The sequence below is a fragment of the Alteraquisediminimonas sediminicola genome (assembly GCF_019740335.1).
GTDB lineage: Bacteria > Pseudomonadota > Alphaproteobacteria > Sphingomonadales > Sphingomonadaceae > Alteraquisediminimonas > Alteraquisediminimonas sediminicola.
This window is the reverse complement of sequence record NZ_JAHXZS010000006.1, coordinates 16,014-38,619: the sequence shown is the minus strand read 5'-3', so window position 1 is coordinate 38,619 and position 22,606 is coordinate 16,014. Positions and strand designations below refer to the sequence as shown.

Here is a 22,606-nt window from a genome sequence, read left to right as displayed (position 1 = left end):
CTCGGTCGGCATCGGGCGTGGTCGATCGCCGCAATGGCACTCCTGACGATTCTGGCATGGGTCTGGTTGATTGATGGTGCCGGGATGCGGATGAATTCCTTCGTTCCGCTTTTGCCGCCACCCAACCACCAAGCCACAATGCCGGGCATGGTGATGGCAGGTGCCGAAGCATGGACGGTTGGGCGCTTTGCACTGACCTTCTCGATGTGGTGGACCATGATGGTCGCGATGATGCTGCCCTCCGCCGCGCCGACGATCCTACTTTATGCCCGCGCGGCTAGGCATGGGAATGCAGAGATGCGGCCTGCCTCCTCAAGTTTTCTAGTCGGCTATTTCACTGCATGGGGCGCATTTTCGCTGTTGGCGACAAGCCTGCAAGCGATATTCGAACATGTCGGCTTGATCGACGCGATGCAGATGGCGTCGCAGAGTCGTTGGCTTTCCGCAACGATCCTGATCTCTGCCGGTGTGTACCAGATCAGTTCGATCAAAGATGTGTGTTTGCGCCATTGCCGTAATCCCGCCCAGTTTCTGAGCCGCCACTATCGTTCGGGACGGGTCGGCGCGGTGCTGATGGGAATGCTTCATGGAACTTATTGTATCGGCTGCTGTTGGCTATTGATGGCGCTGCTCTTTGTCGGTGGGGTGATGAATCTGGCGTGGATCGCGCTGCTCACGCTGATGGTAGCCGCTGAGAAGTTGCTGCCTCAAGGCCGTTTGGTAGCGCTAGCGGCCGGTTGGGCGTGCATGGCGTTGGGCGTAGCAATCCTGCTTAGTTGAATAAATCGTGAGATGAGTGCGTTTGTCGCAAGCTTGTCGATTAAGTCGCCTCTAGTCAGATTTGATGGAGCACGCTGGATATACCTGTGTCAGGCCGGATGCTTGCTCAGCAAGCATCAAACCGGACTATGGCCAGGCCTTCGCACACACCGCGATTTTCTGCAGATAAATCTCTTTTGCCGCGTTCAGACGAAAACCCTGACATTTCCCAACACGGTCGGGCGGCTATTCCGGGATATTATCCCTGTCCATGCGGTCATCCAGTTAATCGTCGTTATTTGCTTTATCTGGCCTATGAACAGGCCGTTCTCAGTGCGGCAACTTCCATTAGGGGTGGCCTATGACAACTGCGACATTGCACAAAGCTACTTGCGATTGTGGCTGGCGATGCTCCTCTGAGTATCAAATCATCACCTCCAGCATTTTGATATTTAGTTCTCGACTATCCGCAGGCGCAGGTCTCAAAGTCGAAAGGTAACGTCCTGCGTGTATGGTGGACCGCCACCAGTACTGGCTCAAGTTCAAAAGCCGCTTACTTCGGGTATAATCATCCATTCGAGCGCGCATTTGTGTCTTGTAAACTTGTCCCGGTGTTTCCGGCTATTGCGCCATTATGAGGCGGCTAATTGTCTATCAAGATACTGTAAATAATTTATAAATGATGGGGCCTCAGCCAGAGTCTCTGGGCGGCCTGATGGTTTGTAGTCGGTCAAACCCAATCCCAACTGCGCGTTGATCACTAAGATCTTAAACTGAGTGCGCGGTCGGAAATAGGATGGGGGGATTTCCAGGTGTCCAAGGTGCATGCCGGACCATGATCGTCGCAAACAGGTCCGAAGCGAGATGACGTTCTAGCCACAACTTTAGATGGGGCAGCGGTTGCGCGTCAAACCACGCATGATCCACAGCCGAAAACTGTCGAACGAAGGGGGCAAGCGCAAGGTCCGTCAACCCCCGTTTCGGTCCGCATAATTGGCCTGCACTAGCGATGCGTGCGTCAAGTTCATGCAGGAAAATGAGGGCTGCGTTCTTGTGCTGATCGGGGTCAGAGTCATGACGTTCAGGATATTTGTACCGGTCAAGATGATGCTTGAACGCGCTGTCGTTGGTATTGATCAACTCCGGATCATTCCGATCCAGCCAATTTTCCGGATCGTGCTGCGCAAGCGCCCAGCGCATAATATCGATACTCTGGTCGATCACCCGGCCGCTCGGGAGGACGAGCACTGGCACTGTGCCCTTGGGCGATGCCGCCAACATGGCCTCTGGCTTGTCCGAGAGCTTTATCTCTCGCAGTTCGCATTGAGTCCCGCTGATTGCCAAAGCAAGCCGCGCGCGCATCGCATAAGGACAGCGCCGGAAGCTATAGAGGATAGGGGGAGAATCACTGATCATGGCATGTTGAATTCGGACCAAATAGCATTTTTGCTGCTAAATCTCTCTATTCTTTCAGCGGGGATATGCCGCAAACATGCAGATCATGGACGTGATGATCCTAGCCTATGCGGAGGCAGCACGAGAAACATGCAACTGAACAGGCGGATGAACCCAATAGCGGCATAAACGAAACCTTCCGTGTGGACCGTCTTGTCGCGATCGCTGCTGCAATCTCGGCGTGCGCGCCAGATCGCTATGTTACCGTGCGTTGCCGCCAAATATACGAATTATAAGGGTTTCAGTTTTTGCCGGATTACCGTCGGCCGGTGTCTGGTGCGCCCACCGCATTCCGGCAACACGCAATTTACGCAAACGATTGTTGCAATCGATTGTTGTTGGTGCTAGTTGAAAATTGCAGACCCATCCAAGTCGAGTCGGGCTGTTCTTCAGGGAGGGGAGTTAAGCTATGCGCTTTCGCAATATTCTTATATGTTCAACCGCTGCAGCGGCGCTTTTGAGCGGATTTCCGGTTTTGGCTCAGGATGCGACGGATGGCAGCCAGTCGATCGCATCCCCGGACGCGGGAGAGATTGTCGTCACCGGCATTCGCGCCAGCATCGAGCGGGCGCAGGCCGTCAAGCAGAACAGCCTCAGCGTGGTCGAAGCGCTGTCGGCTGAAGACATTGGTAAGTTGCCGCAATCGAGCGTTGCCGATTCACTTGGCCGCCTGGCAGGTCTTGCCGGTGAGCGTCGCGCCGGTCGTGTCAGCGGCATTTCAGTGCGTGGCTTCCGCGAAGATTTTGTCGGCACGACGCTGAATGGTCGCGAACTGATCGGGATCGGCGACAACCGTGGCGTCGAATATGATCTTTATCCGTCGGAAATCATCGACAGTGCTGTGGTGTATAAGACGCCGAGCGCTGATCTGAGCGCCATGGGTGTCGGCGGCACGGTTGACATTCGCACTGTGCGTCCGCTCAGCCGCAAGCCCTCGCTGGTCGTCAATGGCAGCTTCGAGAAGAACGGTCAGAAGTCCAAGAACCCGGATTTCAAGGATCGCGGCTATCGCGCTGCGCTGTCGTTCACCGATCGCCTCGCAGACGATACGATCGGCGTGGCGCTGACGGCGGCCACCACTTCGTCGCCAACGCAGGACAAATTCTTCAGCGTCTGGGGCTATGACAAGGGTGCAATCTCATCAGGCCCGGATGCAGGCAAATATGCGCCGTCCGGTATCGACATCTCGTCGCGATCACGCGTGCTCAAGCGCACGACCGTTGCGGGCGTACTCGAATTCAAGCCGTCCGATCAGTTTAGCGTGTCTTTCGACGGCCTCTATATCGACTTTTCGGACAAGGGCATTTCGCGCGGCTTCATCGAAGCGTTGCCCATCGCGGCTGATGGCAGCACCGTGCTTGCCTCAAACGGCAATGCGGTGACTTCGGCCCGCACGACCGGCTTCAACTCGGTGCTACGCACGGACCCGCTCGACAAGACCGGCAAGCTCAAAACCTATGGCGCGAATCTGAAATATGATCCGACGGACAGCTTCCACTTAGTCCTCGACGCATCGCATGCGGACAGCCGCAAGCGTGACACCCGCGGCGAAAGCTATGCAGGTCTTGGACGCGCCGGCCTGCCCACACAGGGTGCGAATAACCTGCGCACCTATAATTACACCCCGAATGGGTTGGTCTTCTCCAACAGCTCGCAGTCCTACAGCGACTTTAACACCGTGCGTCTCGCTGGCCCGCAGTCATGGGGCGGCAGCCTTTCGCCGATCACCCAGTTGAATCAGACTGATGTGCTCGGCGTGAGCGGGGACCCGATCGGCTTTGCCCAGGCGCAAGACGGTTTCGTCAATACCGGCATTTTCGACGAGAAGCTGAACGCGCTCCGGTTCGAAGTCCAGAAGGACTTTGACACGGGCTTCGTGCGCCACATCAATGTCGGTGTGCGCTATTCCGACCATAAGAAGTCGAAGGTCAATCAGGGCTATTTCCTGACCGCGCAGACCTATCCGTTGGATGGGCCGGTGCCTGAAGATGCGCGTCGCGGCGTGGCCGATCTGGGTTGGGCTGGGCTGGGCAATGTCATTGCTTATGACGCGCTTGGCCTGATCAACAGTGGCTTTTACACCCGCTATGATGCGGCCAGCCTCGAACCCGATCGTCTGGGCGATACTTATGCGATCTCTGAAAAGATTTGGCAGCCCTTCGTGAAGGTGGATTTCGAAACCCAGCTTGGGGGCGTCCGCGTGTTCGGTAACGCTGGTCTGCAGGGTGTGTTCACCAAGCAGCAAGGGTCGGGCTTCAACTCGGTCATCGGTTCGAGCCAGCGTACGATCGCTGTGCCGATCACCGACGGCGCGAGCTATGGCAAGGCCTTGCCGAGCCTGAATCTCAACTTTGACCTCGACAACGGGCATACGGTGCGCCTTGCTGCGTCAAAGGTGATCAGCCGTCCGCGTATCGACTATCTCAATCCCGGCTCGTCGGTGAAGTTCCGCAACAATGTGGCCAATGTCACCAACACCGATCCGGAGCTTGGCCCATGGGTATCGACCTCGGGCAATGCGCGCCTGCGTCCTTATGAAGCAAATCAGGTCGACCTGTCGTATGAATTCTACTTTGCATCCGACGGGTTCCTCTCGGTTACCGGCTTCTACAAGGATCTGGTGAACTGGAACGTCGCTGCCACCACCATCCGCGACTTCACGCAGTTCTACATTCCGGGCTATCATCAGGCCGTCAGCAGCGACAGCACGACGACCTATACGCCGGCCACCTTCCAAGGCGTCAACACGACGTTCAGCGGCGGTCTGAAGGGCAGCGTGAAGGGTGTCGAACTGCAGGCCAGCCTGCCGTTCGGGCGGTTCGTGCCGGCACTGGAGGGCTTCGGCCTGCTCGGGTCCGCCGCGTTCACCGATGGGAAGCTTGATGACGATTCCGATATTCCGGGTCTGTCGAAGAAAGTCTACCAGCTGACCGGATATTTCGAGAAGAGTGGCTTTTCGGCGCGTGCATCTTTGAACAAGCGTTCGAAATGGGAGTCGGAAGATCGTGGCGGCAGCAACTCGATCGCGCCGGTCAATCGTGCCGGACAGACTCTCGTTGATGCGCAGATCGGTTATGATTTCAAGGATGCCGGCATCGACTTCCTGAGCGGGATGCGCATTTCGATCCAAGGCCAGAACCTGACCAACCAGAAGGACAAATACACCGACACCGAAAGCGGGCTGGTGACAAGGGTCGAGACGTTCGGGCGCAACTTCATGCTCAACGTGACATATTCGTTCTTTTAAGACCGCAACAACGTATAATAAGTTCCCCGCCGTCGGTGGCGGCGGGGAACAATAAAATATGATGGAGGGGCGTTCGATGAGACCGATCCATAAGGTCGTGATCCTTGGCGGAGGAACGGCAGGATGGATGTCGGCTGCCCTGATCTCCAAGGTGCTCGGCAGGCAGGTCGCCATCGAATTGGTCGAATCCGACGAGATCGGAATCATCGGCGTCGGCGAAGCCACAATTCCCCCGATCCAGCAAGTCAATGCCGTGCTTGGCATCGACGAGGCGGATTTTCTCCGCGAAACAAAAGCCACGATCAAGCTGGCTATCAGGTTCGAAAACTGGGGCCAGATCGGCGAATCCTATTATCACACGTTCGGCACTGCCGGACGGAACCTCGGTTTCTGCTCATTTCATCATTTCTGGACGCGCGCCCAGAAGCTGGGAATCCCGGGCAGCTATTGGGACTTCGACCTCAATTACCTCTGCGCGAAAAGCAATAAATTTGCGCCGACCAACGGCAATGACCCGATTTGGGATTTGCCATATGCCTATCATTTCGATTCAGGCCTTTATGGACAGTTCTTGCGCCGCTACGCCGAAAATCTCGGCGTCGTGCGCACGGAGGGCAAGGTGGCAGACGTGCAACGCGCCGCCAGCAACGGCGATATCATGGCGCTGGTTCTAGAGGATGGCCGTGTCGTTGCGGGCGATCTTTTCATCGATTGCTCGGGGGGGCGCGGTGTCCTGATCCAGCAGCACCTCGGTACCGGATTCGAGGATTGGGGACATTGGCTTCCCTGTGACCGCGCGATGGCCGTGCCATCGGCGCGATTTGAAAGCACGCTGCCGTTCACGCGCTCGATCGCGCATGGCGCGGGCTGGCAATGGCGTATCCCATTGCAGCATCGCAACGGGAATGGTTTGGTCTATAGCAGCCAGCATTATAGCGACGAGCAGGCGGCCGACATTCTGCTTGGCAATCTCGATTCACCGGCGCTTGATGCGCCCAAGATCATCCCCTTTCGCACCGGACGGGTGCGGCAACAGTGGAACTGCAACGTTGTGGCTGTTGGCCTGTCGAGCGGTTTTCTGGAGCCTTTGGAATCGACCAGCATCTATTTGATCCAGTCGGCCATCACCCGGCTTTTGCACCTGTTCCCGCACGCCGGTATTACGTCGGAACTGGTGGCGGAATATAACCGCCAGTCGCAGCTTGAGATGGAACTGGTCCGCGATTTCATTATCCTGCATTACCACGCCAATCAGCGGCAGGATTCAACCTTCTGGCGCGACCTTCGGCACATGGATGTCCCCGACAGGCTTGCCCGCAAGATCGCGCTGTTTCGCCATAATGGCGCATTGGTGCAGGATCAGTACGACATCTTCATGGAGCCATCCTGGGTACAGGTCATGATGGGCCAGGGCATCATGCCCGAGGATTACCATCCCATCGCCGATGGACCGTCCGATGACGAGCTCCGCACCCAGCTTGCACAATTGGCTGAACTGAAGGCGCGGCCCCTGTCACAATTGCCTGCCCATGATCGGTATATCGACATGCAAGTGGCGCGAAGGTCGTGACGCTTCCCTTGCGCATCGTCATCGCGGGGGGCGGCACGGCGGGTTGGATGACCGCCAACCTGCTTGCGCACCGCTGGCACGATGGCCAAGTGGAGGTTGCGCTGATCGAAGCGCCCGACATCGGTATCATCGGTGTCGGCGAAGGCTCCACCCCGTCGCTCAAGCGTTTTTTCGAGGTGCTCGGCATCGGCGATGACGAATGGATGCCGGCCTGCAACGCGACGTACAAGGCCAGCATCCGCTTTCATGGATGGAGCCCGGCTTCGGGCGTGGCCGACTATAGCCATCCCTTTCTGAGCCAAGTCGACATCCACACCGAGGACGCCTTCACGCTGAATTGCAGGAACCGGCGGCTCGGTTATGATGTGCATAGCCGACCGGACGATTTCTTGCTGAACGGCGTGCTTGCGGCCAAGGGCAAGGTGCCGATCGCGCCTGACAATTTCCCGTTTCGCATGGAATATGGCTATCATTTCGATTCCGCGCTGCTTGGCGCATTTCTGCGGGATCGCGCGGTGGCACGCGGCGTCGATCACATCGCCCAACGGATCGTCAAGACGGTGCAGCGCGAAGATGGCGAGGTGGCGGCGTTGGTGTTGGCATCGGGGGCGCGGATCGAAGGTGACATTTTCATCGATTGCAGCGGTTTCGCGGGGTTATTGATGCGGCAGGCGCTGGGCGTGCCGTTCCGCAGCTTCAAGGAAAATCTGTTTAACGATGCCGCGGTCGTGATCCCGACGCCGCCGCTGCCGACCGATATTCTCAAGCCGGAAACGACCTCCACCGCCCTTTCGAATGGCTGGTTTTGGTCGATCCCGCTGACCAGTCGCATCGGTAATGGCTATGTCTTCAGTTCGGATTTCATTTCGGCCGATGCGGCTGAAATCGAGCTGCGCACGGCACTCGGACTGGGTGACGACCCGATCGAAGCGCGGCACCTGAAATTCGAAACTGGCCAGTTGGCGCGCCATTGGGATCGCAACTGCGTCGCGGTCGGCCTTGCGCAAGGCTTTATCGAACCTCTTGAGGCGACCGCGCTGCATCTGGTGCTGAACACCGTCGAACTGTTCATGGACAGCCTTGATAAGGGCGCGTTCAGCGCGCGTTATCGCGACGAATTTAACGCATCCATCTCTGGCCGGATCGAGCGAGTCCGTGATTACATCGTCGCGCATTACAAGCTGAACACCCGCACCGACAGCGACTATTGGCGCGCAAATCGCGACAATATGGCGCTGTCGGACGCGTTGTTGCAGATTCTCGATTGCTGGTTTCGCCGGGGCGACCTTGCCGCGCAGCTGGAGGATCAGCGTGACCTGAGCCATTTTGGCAGCGCGTCATGGCATTGCCTGCTGGCCGGATATGGCGCTTTTCCCCCGCTCGCGACGCAGCAGCGCGACGATGTGGACTTTTATCGGGACCGCAGCATCCGCCAGTTTCTCGACGGCTGCGCCCTCAATTTTCCTGATCACGCGGCAGCAATAGCGCAGATGGGCGATCCGGCTTGTTTCCATATTCAATGATAAACTTTGGAGAGATGAAATGATGAAGGCACTGGTAAATAGCAGGATGACGCTGCGCAGTCTTGTTGCTGCATCACTCGCTTTCGGCCTTGGATCCGTCTCGGTGGCGCATGCGGATGGTGCGAAGGCCCCGCGTGCGCACAAGGCCAGCCCCAAGACTGTCAAGCGTGCCCAGCCATGGTGGACGAATGCGGTGATCTACGAGATCTATCCGCGTTCCTTTCAGGACACCAATGGTGACGGCATCGGCGATCTCAAGGGCGTGACCCAAAGGCTCGATTACCTCAAGGGTCTTGGCGTCGATGCGATCTGGCTGACCCCGTTCTTCCCCTCGCCCAATGCCGATTTCGGCTATGACGTGGCCGATTACACCAATGTTGCGCCCGAATATGGCACGATGGCCGATTGGGACGAACTGGCCCGCGAGGCGCGCAAGCGCGGCATCCGCATCTTGGTGGATTTCGTGCTCAACCATTCGTCCGACCAGCATGCATGGTTCAAGGAGTCACGCGCTTCGCGCGATAATCCCAAGCGCGACTGGTATGTCTGGCGCGACGCCAAGCCCGACGGCAGCCCGCCGAGCAATTGGGAAAGCATCTTTGGCGGCTCGACCTGGCAATGGGACGAGAAGACGAAGCAATATTATTATCACATCTTCCTGAAGGAACAGCCGGATGTGAACTGGGCCAATCCGGACCTCAAAAATGCCATGTATGACGTGCTCCGCTTCTGGCTGAAGCGCGGCGCCAGCGGTTTCCGGCTGGATGCCACCCCTTATCTGTTCGAGGACCAGTCCTATCCCGAGGACCCGGATGTGAAGGGCGGCCCGCCGGTCTGGCTCAAGCCCTATAATGCCGAACTTCCGGCGGGGAATGGCATCCTGCGCGACATGCGCAAGATCGTCGATGGATTTGCCGGCGATAATATTCTGCTGGGCGAATCCTCGACCGCCAGCATCGAGGGCCTGCGCAAGATCTATGGCAAGAATGCCGACGAGATCCATCTGCCGATGAATTTCCTATACGGTAACCTCACGAAACTTGATGCAGCCGTGTTCAAGAAGCAGATCGACGACATGCATTTCAAGCTCGACGGCCTGCCCCCGGTTACTTTCTTCAGCAGCCACGACCATTCGCGCCAATGGACCAGCTTTGGCGATGGCGTGCACAATGATCGCATCGCGCGCATCACCGCAGCAATGACGCTGACCCTGCGTGGCACGGCACTGATGTATTATGGCGAAGAAATCGGCATGGCCGACCTGACGCCTGGTGAACTCCAGCACTTCCCGCTCAGCATGATCCGCAAAGTGGCAGACAAGCGCGACCCCGAGCGTTCGCCGATGCAATGGTCGGGCGCGGCGGATGCGGGTTTCAGCACGAGCGCCTCTTGGTTGCCGGTAGCCAAGGCTACGGCGACGACGAATGTCGAGGCGCAGCTGCGCGATCCGGGCTCCATGTACAATTGGTACGCCAGACTGCTGGACCTGCGAAAATCCAATGCGGCGCTGCGGGATGGGGAATATGTCTCGCTTGAATCAGGCAATCCTAAGGTGCTCGCTTATGCGCGCAAGGACAAGCGCGGCAATGGCGTGCTGGTGTTATTGAACATGAGCGATGCCCCGCAGCGCGTGGCCGTGTCCGGATGGTCCGGCACGCCGCCGAAGGTCGCAAGCGTACTCATGGCCAGCCCCGCTGTCACGACGGCAAATCTGTCCCCGTCCGTGCTGGAGCCTTACGCCGCACAGCTTTTGACCTTCACTGCCCGCTGAGGCGCAGACCGGGAAGACAATATATGCGCAGACTCGCTCTATCCTTTCTCGCGCCGTTGTTGCTGGCATCATCACTGGCGATTGCAGGCGAAGCATCGGTGGCACGGCTGCCATTGACCGAAGGCAAAAGTGAGGTCCGGCATCCCGACTGGACCCGGCAGGCCAATATTTATGAGGTCAATATAAGGCAATATACGCCGGAAGGCACTTTCCGTGCGTTCGAGAAGCATCTGCCGCGTATTCGCAAGATGGGCGTGGATATTCTCTGGATCATGCCGATCAATCCTATTGCCCAAAAGGAACGCAAGGGCACGCTCGGCAGCTATTACGCCGTCAGCGATTATACTGCGATCAATCCCGAATATGGCACGCTCGCCGATTTCCAGCATTTGGTGAACGCCGCCCATGCGCAGGGCTTCAAGGTCATCATCGATTGGGTGGCGAACCACACGGGTTGGGACCATGTTTGGACTAAGCAACACCCCGGCTGGTACAAGCGCAATACCAATGGCGAGCTGGAGGGTTATCATTACCGCGACCTCAGCACCGGCAAGGAGGAAATCTGGTCAGACGTGATCGGACTGGACTATGCCAATCCTGAAGTGCGCGAAGCGATGATCGAGGCGATGAGCTATTGGCTCCGGACCGCGAATATCGACGGATTTCGTTGCGATGTCGCCTGGACCTTGCCGGTGGACTTTTGGGAGCAGGCGCGCGCCCGCCTTGATGCCATCAAGCCGGTATTCATGCTGGCTGAAGCCGACACGCCCGAAATGCAGCATCGCGCCTTTGACATGACCTATGATTGGGTGCTGGGCCGCACGCTCGTCAAGGTCGCGCGCGGCGAGGGTGACGCCAGCGATCTGGCCGCGCTCTATACCAACCCTGTTCGCCGTTATCCGGCGGACTCATATCGCATGACGTTCACCAGCAACCATGACGAGAATTCGTGGAACGGCACCGACCGTGAGCTTTATGGTGAAGGTGCGGCCGCCATGGCGGTTTTGGCGGCGACGCTGCCCGGAATGCCCTTGATCTATGGCGGGCAGGAAGGCGGCCTAGATAAGCGGCTCAAATTCTTCGACCGCGATACGATCGTCTGGCGCAATAGCCCGCGTGCCGCGCTCTATCGACAATTGTTGAAGCTGAAGCACGATCATCCGGCGCTTGCCAATGGCATGGAGTCGGGCAATCTGGAGATCGTCGATGTCGGCAATCCCGACATATTCGCATTCGTGCGCAAGGCGGGGGCGGACCGGGTCAGCATCGCCGTCAATCTTCGGGGCAAGAATTCCCGCTACGCTTGGCCGGGCGAGCGCCCCAAGGTGCTGCGGAACTGGGGTTGGTCGATAGAGACCGCCCGGCATTGATTCAGCGACGAACAACATAAGAAGTCACCGACATTGAGGAGATAGTGATGGCCGGGAATATATTGGGACCGCAGGAAGGTGACGCCGGAGAGAGCGTAGACGCGCCGCATCTGCAGGCTTTCGTGATGGGGCTATTTTTTATCTTCGGTGGGATCACATCGCTGAACGACGTGATCATTCCCAAGCTGAAGGAGCTGTTCACGCTCAACTACACGCAGGCGATGCTGGTGCAGTTCTGCTTCTTCACCGCTTATGCCGTCATCGGCATTCCGGCGGCGCGTCTGGTCAAGAGGCTCGGCTATATGCGCGGCGCGGTCGCGGGCCTGCTGACCATGTTGGCGGGTTGCCTGTTGTTCATCCCGGCGAGCCAGACCGCAATATATGGCGTGTTCCTGCTTGCGCTGTTCGTGCTGGCGAGCGGCGTCGTCATCGTGCAGGTCGTCGCCAATCCGTTGATCTCGATGCTCGGCAAGCCCGCGACCACGCATAGCCGTCTGACCTTTGCACAGGCATTCAACTCGCTGGGCACCACGATCTTTCCCTATGTTGGTTCGCTCCTTATCCTCGGCGGCCTTGCCACAGTGAAAGTGGACACGCTTTCGGGTGCCGAACTTGATGCCTATCGCACTGCCGAAAGTCAGGCGATCGTCCATGGCTATTTGGGTCTGGCTGTCGTGCTGGCGCTCGTTGCGGGCGCGGTGTGGATGTTTCGCAACGCTCTGCCAGCTGAGAAGCATGAAGAAAGCACCGGTCTGGCCGGGCTGGACTTATTGAAACGCCCGCGCTTCGGTCTCGGCGCATTGTGCATCTTTCTCTATGTCGGCGCGGAAGTTGCGATTGGCTCGTTGATCGTCAGCTATCTGCGCCAGCCACATGTGATGGGCCTGGATGAACTGGCGGCGGGCAAGATGATCACCCTCTATTGGGGTGGCGCCATGGTCGGCCGGTTCATCGGGTCAGTGATACTGCGCATCGTCAGCCCCGGTAAAGTGCTCGCCGGGGTTGCAATGGGCGCTATTGTCCTGCTTGGCCTATCGACCGCGACTACCGGCACGGTCGCTGGCTATAGCCTGTTGGCAATTGGCTTGATGAATTCGATCATGTTCCCGACGGTCTTCAGCCTTGCCTGCGAGAGACTGGGTTCGCGGGCGGCGGACGGTTCGGGAATCATCAACGTGGCCATTTGCGGCGGTGCCGTTGTGCCACTGCTTACCGGCATGATCGCGGATGCAACCGGCAGCCTCGCAACTGGCTTGATTCTTCCGGCGGCCTGCTATGCCGTTATTGCGTATTTCGGATGGTTTGCACGAAAACCAGCCTAGTGGTGAGCGTTAGGTCCGGGCGATTATCCGCCAAGTATGCGGGGTGGGCGAAACCCACCCCGCGCATGTCACAGACCGTCAAGGCCCTTGCCGACCAAGATATCCCATGAAACGCGGCGGTTCTGTGCCTTGCCTCCCGCAGGTCTGCTGAAGATGATGGATGATGCGACCGGCGCTACACAGGCGCGGGTTACTGCATTGCGTGTATAAAGGCCAAGTCAGCGGTTAAAATGCGGGCTAGAATTTCTCATTTGCGCATCTGGTCGATAGTTGGCTGTGGCAATGCTGATAGCACCGCTATAGGTGCGGCAGCATAACCGGTGGCAATTCAGGCAGAACCATGGCCCGCAAACATTCAAGACATGATCCCTATGGAGACTCGCATCGCGAGGAGGATGCGCCGGCTGTTGCGGTGCCATGCTGGTTATGCGGTCGACCGACGGGCCAGATCATTGTCTGGCACCATCCCATACCCAAGAGCCGGGGCGGGCGCGATGTTGTGCCCATGCACCCCATTTGCCAGCAGACGCTGATCACGAATTTTACCAATTCGGAATTGCAGCGCTATGGGATGGATGTGGAGGGCTTGCTGGCGAACCCTGTCATTCGCAAATTTGTCGATTGGGTGGCGAAAAAGGACCCCGATTTCACAGCGAATATGGTCAAGAAGCAGCGCTGACGGGTGGTGATATTTTCAGCATAGCCATTGGCGGGTTGCGCTGGACAGTAAAGTGGGCGCTATTGGGGGCTTTGGTCTGCTGACACCTCAAGGGAAACGGGTCTGGTGTCCACCAAGAAAGGCGTATGACGGGTCCGCATTATCTCGGCTGGCGGGGTAAAGCGGCGCATCCGGGTTGTGTGGCTCCAGCGTAGTGGCGCTATCGGCCATGGTCGCTTTGACCGGATCGACCCGATCCCAATCATGTACCGAACGGCGGTGCACGATGGCCCATTGCCCTTCGCGGCATTCAAGATAATCGAGATAGCGGCCACCGCCGACAATGTCTGTCAGGCCGTTCTCATCCTGCACGCGCAGGCGCACGTCCCAATAGCTCTCGCTCCAGGCACGATCGCCCGCTATCTCAATCTGGATATTCGACAGGCAGTGGCGCGTGCCGATCATCGGGGCGTGCAATTGCCATACCCAGTCGATGAACCCTTCGGCGCTACCGGCGAACAGCGGGGTGTGCTCGTCAGTGCCATCGGCGTGCCAGCATGAAAGCGCCAATGGCCGGTCCATACGGTCCATGGCGCGGCAATACCGATGCAGTACATCGGTGATCGCCATGCGCGCCGCAATGTCCGCAATCGTCGGGGGATGAACTGACATGAATATGTTCCTCTCGTGCCCCCGCATTTCGCTTTCCGGGTGGCTGGCACCTTGCTGCCTGAATTCATGACGACCAGCAATCCGATGTCGGCCTAGCCTTTTGCGCAGTGGTTGGCCGTCCGTTTAAGCCTGCTTATGTCGTGATAAACAATGTGCCCAAACAAAGGGGTGTGCAGGAGAGGGGACACGATCCATGCCGTTGCTATCGGCACCGCTGAGCGTGCAGCATCTGCTGGACCGCGCGGCGATCGCAGATCTCAAATATGCCTATGCTTATGGCGTCGACCAGCGCGACTGGGCGCTGTATCGCTCTATCTTCACCGACCGCATCGAGATCGATTTTTTCGACTGGGCCGGCATTCGCGATGTGTGGGACGCGGATCAATGGGTGGCGACCGTCAAGGAGACGCTGGCCCCGTTCGATGCCACCCAGCACGTCTTCAGCAATCCCCTGATCACGCTGAATGGTGACAGCGCCATCTGTGTGACCACGATGACCGCGCGGCATGTGCTGGGGGAGGAAGCGCAAATTCTTGGCGGCTATTATACCGAACGGATGGACCGCACCGAGGCGGGCTGGAAGATCGCCGCCTGTAGCCTGAAGATCACATGGGAAGAGGGCGACCGCGACCTCTTTGCCCGTGCCGCCGCCCTTGGCCCCCGTCCGCGCCGCGATGTCGGCGCGCAGGGCATTTAACTCTTACCCCGCAGGATACGCTTTATGACCGAACCGCTCGATACCCTGTTCAGCCCCTTGCGCATCGGCGATCTCACCCTGCGCAACCGCATCGTCATGGCACCGATGACCCGCCATCGCGCCACGCTGGATGGCGTGCCGACCGATCTGATGGTCGAACATTATCGCCAGCGTGCCGGTGCGGGCCTGATATTGTCGGAAGGGATTTATCCAGCCTTTAACGGGCGCGGCTATCTGTTCACGCCGGGCCTGCATAACGAGGCACAGGCTGCCGGGTGGCGGCGCGTGACCGATGCCGTCCATGGCGAAGGCGGCGCGATCTTTGCCCAGATCATGCATGTAGGTCGGCTGTCGGACCCGCTGATGCTCGACGGGGCACAGCCGATTGCGCCCTCGGCGGTGCAGCCCGATCCGGTTGCGCGTCACTATACGATCAACTGCCCGCGGCCCAAGCGGCCCTATCCACAGCCGCGCGCGATGACACATGCCGAAGTGCTGGGGGTGATCGACGACTATCGCAATTGTGCGGTGCTGGCCCAAAAGGCAGGTTTTGACGGGGTCGAGATCCATGCCGCCTCGGGCTATCTGCCGATGCAGTTCCTGTCCACCAACACCAATTTGCGCGAGGACGCATGGGGCGGGTCAGTGGAGAAGCGCGCGGCCTTTCTGCTGGCCTGTGTCGATGCGATCAGCGCGGCCACCAGCCCCGGCTTCGTCGCGGTCAAGTTTTCGCCCGGCTGGACCTTTCACAATGTCTTCGACGATGATCCTGTCGCGACCTACAGCTATGCGGTGCGGGCATTGTCGCGGCGCGGCATCGCCTTTCTCGAACTCGGCAATTACGGGATGGACTGGGATGTCTATGGCGTGTTGCGGCCATTGTTCGATGGCCCGGCCATGTTCGTCGCAGGCTATACCCGGCAGAGCGCCGCTGCCACGCTGAATCGGGGCGAGGCGGACATGATCGGTTTCGGGCAGGCCTTTATCTCGAACCCGGATCTTGCGGAGAGATATCGTCTTGGTCAGGACCTGACCCGCCCTGACATTGAAACCTATTACACCCAGGGCGCAGAAGGTTACACCGACTATCCGGTGTTTGCCGATACCGATCCCTCCCGGTTGCAACCTGTCGATGCGGCGCCCACCCCGATCGCGCCGGAAACAACCGGTTAGGCTGGTCATGCAGTCCGATCCGGACGCGCCCGGCGTTAGGGCGCTTTGCTTAGGCTGATATCGACGCCGTTCACGAAATCGGCCTTGGCATTGATCGTCACCTCTGGCGCGCGATCCGCGATGAGCTTGAGGCCGGTCAATTGTTCCGGCGCGATCCGCAGTTGATAGCGGCCCGGTTTGACATTGGGCATGATGTAATAGCCATCGCTGGCGCTCAAAGTTTCGCCGATGATCTTGCCATTGGCATCGACCAATTGGAGCTTGGCATTGCCGATGCCGCGGCGATTGCCATCAAGGGTAAGATAGATCGTGCCATCGATTTCCGCCGTCAGTACGACCGGGAAGTCGATGGTCTGCACCTTACCGGGGCGGGGCAGGATGCGGACGCCGGGCCGGGTCGGTTGCCATTGGGCATCATCCAGCGTGCCGAGATCAAGCGCGACATCCGCAAAGGCTTTGGGCTGCAAGCGCGGCAATAATGCCTCGCCCTTGGCATCGGTGCGGATCGCCTGACGGCCACTGCCATTGACGGTGAAGCCCGCGCCCTCGACCATTTCCTCATCTTCGTCGAACCGGCCATTGAGATTGCCGTCGACGAATATCTTGGCCGCGACCGCGCCCATGCCTGCCATCGGCTGCCAATCGCGCATGATCCGGCCATTGCGGGGATTACGGCCCAATGCGGTGAAAATCTGGATGCCTGCGCCTAAATTTTTCGATCCGCCGTACATCCCGCTGAAGCCCACGCCAAAGGCCCCGAAATTGCGCGTCCAGCCTGCCGTCATCACCGTGTCGCTTGGCCCGAATGTCTGGAGAATGCCGAGGTTGACGCGGTTATGTTCGCCCAAGGTCTTGTCGAACGACAGGGCAAGGCTGTTGAGCTTGCTATGGGGTTGCAGGCTATAGCTGATCTGGCTGCTCACCCCCACGCCCGCCACGCGGCGGCTGGCCTGCAAGGTGCCGGTGAACGTGTCCTGGCTGGGGGTAATCTGATAGTTCAGCGCTTGGGTGAAGCTGGTGCCGAGCACATTAACCGACAGGCGCGGCTGGATGTTGTAGCTATGCACGCCCGCCGCGCTTTCTTCATGTTTGAAGTCCAGCGCATAGGGCAGGCGGAATTTGGGCGAGAGGCGCAATGCCCCCGTCAGGCGCAACTGATCACGGAATTTCAGCGGATCGCCGCTGTTGCTATAGACATCGCTGGTGAAGTCATTGACCCAAGTGCGCGACGCATCGAACGATATTTTCCACAACGCCGTGCGTAGGCCCAATTCGGTGACGCTGCCGCCGCGCATGTCTTGGCTATGGTCGAGATTGACCAGCGAACCCAATACCGATGCCCGCAGCCCGGCGTTGACATAATTGCGGGCGCGGGTGCCGTCATCCTTGTCGATATGGACCGAACCAGCGGTCACCGCCAAGCCCTTGGCGATGCCGACATCCATTTGCAGGCTGGACCGGATCGCGCCGTCATTGTCCCGTTTTGCGCCTGCAGTGTAATAAAATTCGCCCGGCTTGGTCACGGTCTGGTCGAAGATATAGACCTGCGTTTCGACGCGCCGCTGGCCGAGCGGGCCATTGAACACGAGGCGGAATTCATTGCGGCCAAAGACCAAGGGCTGGTCCGGAAATTCATACAGGCCGTCGCCGCGCGATTGGGCAAAGGCGATCAGCGCTTCGTTGAAATAGAGGGTAACATCCCAGCCCGTCGGCAGTTCGCCGCGCAGCGTCTGCAAGCCATAGCTGCTGGATTGATTGAGGGGCCGGTTGCCGAAGATCGACCCCCAGCCCACGCCCCCACCCGACAGTATATTTTTCAGTGCGGGCAGACCGATATTGCCAAGCTGCACTTGGGTGGCATCCAATGGCCCCAACAGCCCGCCATCCGGATTGTTGCGCGACAAGGTCGCGCGCGCGGTGGGGGTCGTGTTGTCCTTGCTGATCGTCGCATAGGCCGTGGCTTCCATCCCCAGCACATCGCCCGAAAAGACGCCCGAATAGCTGGCGGCGGTCGTGGTCTGGCTACCCTTGTGGTTGACCCCAAGGCCAATCGTGCTGTCGAGCACTGGCACACTCAACAGGCGATAGGGGTTTTTGAGGCGTGGATAGCCGGGGTCTTGATAGCCTGCGCCCCTCTGGCCCAGCCGCGATGCCGCCTTTTCGCGCTCCAGCCGCAATTGGATCGGCAGCTTTTCGCGCGGCATCGCCTGCAGGCTGAGCGCCGCCATGTTGAGCTTGAAATCCACCGGCCACCAGCGCGCCAGCAACCGGCTGGCGACATAGAGATCGCCATCGATCCAGCGCACCAGCCGGGGATCGAAATCCTCCTGATGATCGGGCAGGGTCACCTTGCCGGTCGCGGGATCGATCCGAAAGCCCAGCCCCTCCTTGAGGAGAAAGCCCGATGCGACATGGCTGACCGGATCGACCGTCACGCCAAGGGTCAATTGCCGCGCCAATTCCCCGACCGGCAGCATGACGTCATTATCGATTTCATACAGATAAAGCGTATCGGACAGTTGATCCCCGTCCAGCATCAAATTGGAAATCAGCAGGTTGAGCGCCTGATCGCTGCTATTCGCACCGGCCAGCACAACAGGCGCCGCTGCCACCGCAGCGGGCATCGCAGCAGTTCCCGAGACAATCGCCGCCATCGCCCCGAGACATAGCACGGGGGGGCATTTCGGCTTGTTGTTACCCATCAGGCTGGTGGTGCGACCCTTTTATCTGCTTATTTCACGGTAGGATGATATTGGCTTCGGCCATCAACTTGCCACCCGCATCGGCGCGTTCATGATAACGCAGCGTCAGGCTGCCGCCCTGCAAGGCCATGCCCTTGGGCAGGGTCAGCGGGATTTGCGCCTTGCGGATGTCGTTGGGGACATAGACGGCCACGCCCGCGACCTTGCCGACGTCCACGGCCTTGCCCTTGGTCGGGGCAAAAGTGACGGTTACATCGCCATAGACCGATTGATTGCCCTTGCGATGAAAGGCAAAGCCGAGCGCAGGCGGGGTATCGCCCTTGGCCGGGATGACGGCGAGTTCTCCCAATGTCACGGTGGCCGAGGTCTGCCCCTGACGTATAATCACCGGGATGGAGGCACCGATCAACGCCTGCAACACGATGGCGACCTGACCCTTTTCGGGCTTGGCCGTGGCTTCAAGGTCACTGGCCGCTGTGGCATCGGCGACGCGGTCGAATTGGAGATGCGAGCGATATTCGCCCTCCGCCAAGCCCGCAGGCTTGCGTACCGATACCCGCACGGTCTGCGACTGGCCGGGCTGGAGCGTGACCTGACGCGGGGTATAGACCACCATATTATCGGCGAATAGCTCGCCTGCTTCGGTCTTGTCGGCGGTCACGATTTCGCCGGTTTCGCTCATCCGCCGATTGACGATGTTGATGCGATAGGTTTCGGGCTTGTCGCCCCGGTTGACGATTTCCACCTGCGCGCTGCGCTGGTTGCCGGTCATCACCACGCGGGTGGGATAGAGCATCAGATCGGCATAAGCGAAGGACGGCATCAGCAGGGCAAGGCCCGTGATGGCCCCGATGGCGCTACGTGCCACCTGACTTCTGGTCGTGGTGAAAGTCCGAAAGGTCATGCGCTTGTTTCCCTGCCCGTTGATGTTATTGCATAGCATACAAGATTTCATGGACTATAATTAACTGTGACCGGAATGCTGCCGTTCACATATGGCCCCGGGGTTTGTGTCGCCCCGACCGCGATCGTGGCCCCCACTTGAAAGCTGGCCGTTCCATCACCATCAAGCGTCCCTTGATACACGTCATTCACCAGTGGCAGCGAGGTCGTGAAGCCGGAAAGCTCCATGCCGCTGCTGTTCGGCCCAGCTAAGGGCGTCGGCGTACCAAATGTCACTTCATAACCCGCCAAAGGCGTACCGGTGACGGTGAAGGTCGCCGCTTGTGTCGTGCCGCCCGAGATCAAGATTGCGCCGATTGCGGTGCGGGTGCCGGTTGGGCTGATCGTGACGGAAGCGCCGCCCGCGCCCGCCGCGATCTTGCCGAACTCCAGACCGCCATTATTCTGCACGGTCTGCGCCGTTACGGGCGTGACAGCCGTCATCAGCCATATCGCCAGACCGACCAGAAAAGTCATAACACGCATCGTGAACGCCCTTTCTGTTCCCGGTTAATCGAAGGTGATGGTCGCCTTGAGCGAACCACTGCCATCGGCGCTTTGCACGGCGTTCAGTACGACAATCTGCACCCCTTGGCCGTTGATGAAGCCGCTGACGGTCAGGCCGGTGGACAGCGAACCGCTCAGATTGCCGCTATTCACCATCGTCATCAATTGCGACATCACGGCGGCGTTCGCGCTCGATGCCTCAAAGGTGAAAGCCCCCGTCGCCGCATCGACGCCGGTGGCCGTCAAATCCATCGTGGATGACCCCGAACCGCCCGGAATGGTGATTTGCAACACCCCGGGGGTAGGGCTGAACAGCAATTGGGTTGCTTGTTCGGTCGAGATTTCGGCGGGGGCGATGATCTCAGCTGATGCGCTGGCAGTCGCGTTGGCAGACGCCTGCTGGGCAAAGGCTGGATCAACGCCCGCTAATCTTGCTATCAAGGCCATGCCTATTAGGGCAATGGAGATGCGCATTTAGATATGGCCTTGATGAGCAGGGATTAATTATAAGCGACCGTTGCGACGAAGGTGCCGGAGTAGGTGCCATTTGCCTGATTTGCACCAACGGTCAATGTGCCGCCGACATAAATATCTTCCGATCCCGCACTGCCAAGACCAGCAGGTGTGCTGTTGGTAAGGGTGGCAGACATTGTATTACCAGTTCCACCCGCACCTCGCGCCAAAGTGACAGTTTCAGGCACCGAAAATGAATAGGTATTATATGCACCACCAGTGACGGTGAACTTCGCCGAGGTTTGCGTGCCTGACGAAACGACAGATGTATCGGTGACCACTGTTGTGCTGACCGCCGTAAGGGCAACAGTGCCACCTTCAGCAACAGTTGCAATTGAACCGAATGCCAGATCACGAGAATTGGATACGGCAATTGGATTTACGATGGTGGCTGATGCAGTACCATTCGCCGTAGCAGCCCAAGCACCCTGCGCACCCATGGCCAGCGTCATGACGGCAGCGGCGGCGAAAAATTTCATGTTGGTTTTCATCATCCAATTTCCTCAAACTTTGCCCAGCGGCATATATTGTCATGTTAAACGCGAAGGCCCGGCGCATGTCGCAGGCCGGTGGGGCCGCGCTGTCTGCTGGGTTGATGTGCAACTGAAACGCCGGAAATACGCACGATGCGGACGCATTTCCTATAGGGCGCCAATGTAAATATGAACCAACTATAATATTTGACCTGAATCAATAAAATGTCATTTCAAATAAAAAACGATTTTTATCCGACTGATGTTAATTGATTTTATCAAATATCGCGCCCAATTATCCGTGAAAGACTTAGTGGATTTAAGAAATTCACTTAGACATTGGAAAGATATTTACAAAAGCCCCCTCACCGCAATGATAACTATTGCGGCGCACACCACGCTTAAAACAAGCATGTTTTCTACCAGATAGGGGAGGGCCACTATATTGGCGGCAAACCTTAATTGATCCTAGGTCCGGACCTAAGGCGCATCTAAGATATTGACTGATGGGGGCGCTTATTGATGGGAATGCACCCATTGCGACGCGAAATGGACAAGGGCGGGGGCGCTGGGCAGCCGGAGTTTGAGCCGGATATTGTTGCGATGCGCCTCGACCGTTTTCTGGCTGCGCCGCTGTTTGTCGGCGATTTCCTTCATGCTGAGGCCCGCGCCGATCATTTGCAGCACCGCCAGCTCGCTCGCGGTCAATTGACTGACGTCATCGGTGGCCCCGACCTGCGTGCCGCCCGCAAGACTGCGCAGCAATTGCGAGCGCATCTTGTCGCTGACATACAGGTCGCCCTTCATCACCGTCTGAACGGCATCCCGCAGGGTTTCGATCCCGGCGCCTTTCATGATATAGCCATGCGCGCCCGCCTGTATCACGCGCGGGGCGTAGATGGCCTCATCATGCATGGATAAAGCGAGAATTCGCAGGTCGGGCTTGAACTGCAACAATCTGCGGAACAAGGGCAGCGCCGATTCCTTGCCCAGCATCAGATCGACAATCGCAAGGTCTGGGGCCTTTTCCTGCGCCGCGCACACCGCCTGCTCCGCATCCTCGCATTCCGCGCAGATGAAAATACCGGGTTCGCGTGAAATAATGGCGGCCAGCCCGGCGCGCACGATCGAATGATCATCGACGATCATGACATTTACGGCGTGGAGTACCGTGCTCATCATGCTGCTCCAGTGTCGAGGGTGCGTCGGCGGGCAACGCGCGTGCCGCCTTTGGCATCGGGTGTCGACATGT

General features: G+C 58.5%; 18 protein-coding genes. 10 read left to right on the top strand and 8 right to left on the bottom strand.

The window, feature by feature from the left end:
- Nucleotides 1-33: 33 nt before the first annotated feature.
- A complete protein-coding gene (locus K6117_RS11590) occupies nt 34-780 on the top strand; it encodes a DUF2182 domain-containing protein (protein WP_246605057.1) in 747 nt (248 codons plus the stop codon).
- A gap of 747 nt (nt 781-1,527) precedes the next feature.
- On the opposite strand, the gene K6117_RS11585 is transcribed toward K6117_RS11590, so the two are convergent.
- Nucleotides 1,528-2,175, bottom strand: coding sequence for a glutathione S-transferase (locus tag K6117_RS11585; RefSeq protein WP_221795193.1), 648 nt, complete (start codon nt 2,173-2,175; stop codon nt 1,528-1,530).
- A gap of 448 nt (nt 2,176-2,623) precedes the next feature.
- Here K6117_RS11585 and K6117_RS11580 point away from each other — a divergent pair, with 448 nt between their 5' ends.
- The 7 genes from K6117_RS11580 to K6117_RS11550 all read left to right on the top strand — a co-directional run bounded on the left by K6117_RS11580 (nt 2,624) and on the right by K6117_RS11550 (nt 13,696).
- Nucleotides 2,624-5,461: a TonB-dependent receptor gene (locus tag K6117_RS11580; RefSeq protein WP_221795191.1), complete on the top strand. Its 2,838-nt coding sequence runs from the start codon at nt 2,624-2,626 to the stop codon at nt 5,459-5,461.
- A 76-nt stretch (nt 5,462-5,537) separates the two neighbouring features.
- Complete coding sequence (locus K6117_RS11575) at nt 5,538-7,031, top strand: tryptophan halogenase family protein (protein ID WP_246605056.1); 1,494 nt, start codon at nt 5,538-5,540, stop codon at nt 7,029-7,031.
- Nucleotides 7,028-8,554, top strand: a complete 1,527-nt coding sequence (locus K6117_RS11570; RefSeq protein ID WP_343211780.1) for a tryptophan halogenase family protein — start codon at nt 7,028-7,030, stop codon at nt 8,552-8,554. Before K6117_RS11575 ends, K6117_RS11570 begins: the two co-directional genes overlap by 4 nt.
- Before the next feature lie 19 nt (nt 8,555-8,573).
- Nucleotides 8,574-10,325 (top strand): glycoside hydrolase family 13 protein, encoded by a 1,752-nt coding sequence (locus tag K6117_RS11565; protein ID WP_221795188.1) that lies wholly within the window; start codon nt 8,574-8,576, stop codon nt 10,323-10,325.
- Nucleotides 10,326-10,348: 23 nt separating this feature from the next.
- Nucleotides 10,349-11,695, top strand: a complete 1,347-nt coding sequence (locus tag K6117_RS11560; protein ID WP_221795185.1) for an alpha-amylase family glycosyl hydrolase — start codon at nt 10,349-10,351, stop codon at nt 11,693-11,695.
- Between the two features lie 47 nt (nt 11,696-11,742).
- Nucleotides 11,743-13,017 (top strand): sugar MFS transporter, encoded by a 1,275-nt coding sequence (locus tag K6117_RS11555; protein ID WP_221795183.1) that lies wholly within the window; start codon nt 11,743-11,745, stop codon nt 13,015-13,017.
- 340 nt (nt 13,018-13,357) lie between these two features.
- Entirely contained in the window at nt 13,358-13,696 is a 339-nt protein-coding gene (locus K6117_RS11550) for a hypothetical protein (RefSeq protein WP_221795181.1), read from the top strand.
- 87 nt (nt 13,697-13,783) lie between these two features.
- Here the strand turns inward: K6117_RS11550 and K6117_RS11545 are convergent, their stop codons facing one another.
- On the bottom strand, nt 13,784-14,347 hold the full coding sequence (locus K6117_RS11545; protein ID WP_221795179.1) for a nuclear transport factor 2 family protein: 564 nt from the start codon (nt 14,345-14,347) through the stop codon (nt 13,784-13,786).
- Nucleotides 14,348-14,540: 193 nt separating this feature from the next.
- Here K6117_RS11545 and K6117_RS11540 point away from each other — a divergent pair, with 193 nt between their 5' ends.
- Together K6117_RS11540 and K6117_RS11535 are read left to right on the top strand one after the other, a co-directional pair.
- The gene (locus K6117_RS11540) at nt 14,541-15,044 is read left to right on the top strand and encodes a nuclear transport factor 2 family protein (protein WP_221795177.1); all 504 of its coding nucleotides are present in this window, start codon (nt 14,541-14,543) and stop codon (nt 15,042-15,044) included.
- Between the two features lie 24 nt (nt 15,045-15,068).
- On the top strand, nt 15,069-16,217 hold the full coding sequence (locus K6117_RS11535) for an alkene reductase (protein ID WP_221795175.1): 1,149 nt from the start codon (nt 15,069-15,071) through the stop codon (nt 16,215-16,217).
- Nucleotides 16,218-16,252: 35 nt separating this feature from the next.
- Here the strand turns inward: K6117_RS11535 and K6117_RS11530 are convergent, their stop codons facing one another.
- The 6 genes from K6117_RS11530 to K6117_RS11505 all read right to left on the bottom strand — a co-directional run bounded on the left by K6117_RS11530 (nt 16,253) and on the right by K6117_RS11505 (nt 22,536).
- A complete protein-coding gene (locus tag K6117_RS11530; RefSeq protein ID WP_221795173.1) occupies nt 16,253-18,919 on the bottom strand; it encodes a carboxypeptidase-like regulatory domain-containing protein in 2,667 nt (888 codons plus the stop codon).
- Nucleotides 18,920-18,953: 34 nt separating this feature from the next.
- A complete protein-coding gene (locus K6117_RS11525; RefSeq protein WP_221795171.1) occupies nt 18,954-19,823 on the bottom strand; it encodes a fimbrial biogenesis chaperone in 870 nt (289 codons plus the stop codon).
- A gap of 47 nt (nt 19,824-19,870) precedes the next feature.
- Complete coding sequence (locus tag K6117_RS11520) at nt 19,871-20,347, bottom strand: DUF4402 domain-containing protein (protein ID WP_221795169.1); 477 nt, start codon at nt 20,345-20,347, stop codon at nt 19,871-19,873.
- A 24-nt stretch (nt 20,348-20,371) separates the two neighbouring features.
- Complete coding sequence (locus K6117_RS11515; protein ID WP_221795167.1) at nt 20,372-20,815, bottom strand: hypothetical protein; 444 nt, start codon at nt 20,813-20,815, stop codon at nt 20,372-20,374.
- Nucleotides 20,816-20,868: 53 nt separating this feature from the next.
- Nucleotides 20,869-21,375 carry a DUF4402 domain-containing protein gene (locus tag K6117_RS11510; protein WP_221795165.1) on the bottom strand — a complete coding sequence of 169 codons (507 nt, stop codon included), beginning with the start codon at nt 21,373-21,375 and terminating at the stop codon, nt 20,869-20,871.
- Nucleotides 21,376-21,870: 495 nt separating this feature from the next.
- Nucleotides 21,871-22,536 (bottom strand): response regulator transcription factor, encoded by a 666-nt coding sequence (locus K6117_RS11505; RefSeq protein WP_221795163.1) that lies wholly within the window; start codon nt 22,534-22,536, stop codon nt 21,871-21,873.
- Nucleotides 22,537-22,606 lie beyond the last annotated feature (70 nt).

Bases quoted from the DNA above. Each gene is read 5' to 3' on its own strand.
- K6117_RS11525 (WP_221795171.1), bottom strand. From the start codon at position 19,823: ATGACCTTTCGGACTTTCACCACGACCAGAAGTCAGGTGGCACGTAGC.
- K6117_RS11565 (WP_221795188.1), top strand. From the start codon at position 8,574: ATGATGAAGGCACTGGTAAATAGCAGGATGACGCTGCGCAGTCTTGTT.
- K6117_RS11585 (WP_221795193.1), bottom strand. From the start codon at position 2,175: ATGATCAGTGATTCTCCCCCTATCCTCTATAGCTTCCGGCGCTGTCCT.
- K6117_RS11580 (WP_221795191.1), top strand. From the start codon at position 2,624: ATGCGCTTTCGCAATATTCTTATATGTTCAACCGCTGCAGCGGCGCTT.
- K6117_RS11515 (WP_221795167.1), bottom strand. From the start codon at position 20,815: ATGGCCTTGATAGCAAGATTAGCGGGCGTTGATCCAGCCTTTGCCCAG.
- K6117_RS11540 (WP_221795177.1), top strand. From the start codon at position 14,541: ATGCCGTTGCTATCGGCACCGCTGAGCGTGCAGCATCTGCTGGACCGC.
- K6117_RS11590 (WP_246605057.1), top strand. From the start codon at position 34: ATGGCACTCCTGACGATTCTGGCATGGGTCTGGTTGATTGATGGTGCC.
- K6117_RS11555 (WP_221795183.1), top strand. From the start codon at position 11,743: ATGGCCGGGAATATATTGGGACCGCAGGAAGGTGACGCCGGAGAGAGC.
- K6117_RS11560 (WP_221795185.1), top strand. From the start codon at position 10,349: ATGCGCAGACTCGCTCTATCCTTTCTCGCGCCGTTGTTGCTGGCATCA.
- K6117_RS11575 (WP_246605056.1), top strand. From the start codon at position 5,538: ATGAGACCGATCCATAAGGTCGTGATCCTTGGCGGAGGAACGGCAGGA.
- K6117_RS11530 (WP_221795173.1), bottom strand. From the start codon at position 18,919: ATGGGTAACAACAAGCCGAAATGCCCCCCCGTGCTATGTCTCGGGGCG.
- K6117_RS11550 (WP_221795181.1), top strand. From the start codon at position 13,358: ATGGCCCGCAAACATTCAAGACATGATCCCTATGGAGACTCGCATCGC.
- K6117_RS11520 (WP_221795169.1), bottom strand. From the start codon at position 20,347: ATGCGTGTTATGACTTTTCTGGTCGGTCTGGCGATATGGCTGATGACG.
- K6117_RS11510 (WP_221795165.1), bottom strand. From the start codon at position 21,375: ATGATGAAAACCAACATGAAATTTTTCGCCGCCGCTGCCGTCATGACG.
- K6117_RS11545 (WP_221795179.1), bottom strand. From the start codon at position 14,347: ATGTCAGTTCATCCCCCGACGATTGCGGACATTGCGGCGCGCATGGCG.
- K6117_RS11535 (WP_221795175.1), top strand. From the start codon at position 15,069: ATGACCGAACCGCTCGATACCCTGTTCAGCCCCTTGCGCATCGGCGAT.
- K6117_RS11505 (WP_221795163.1), bottom strand. From the start codon at position 22,536: ATGATGAGCACGGTACTCCACGCCGTAAATGTCATGATCGTCGATGAT.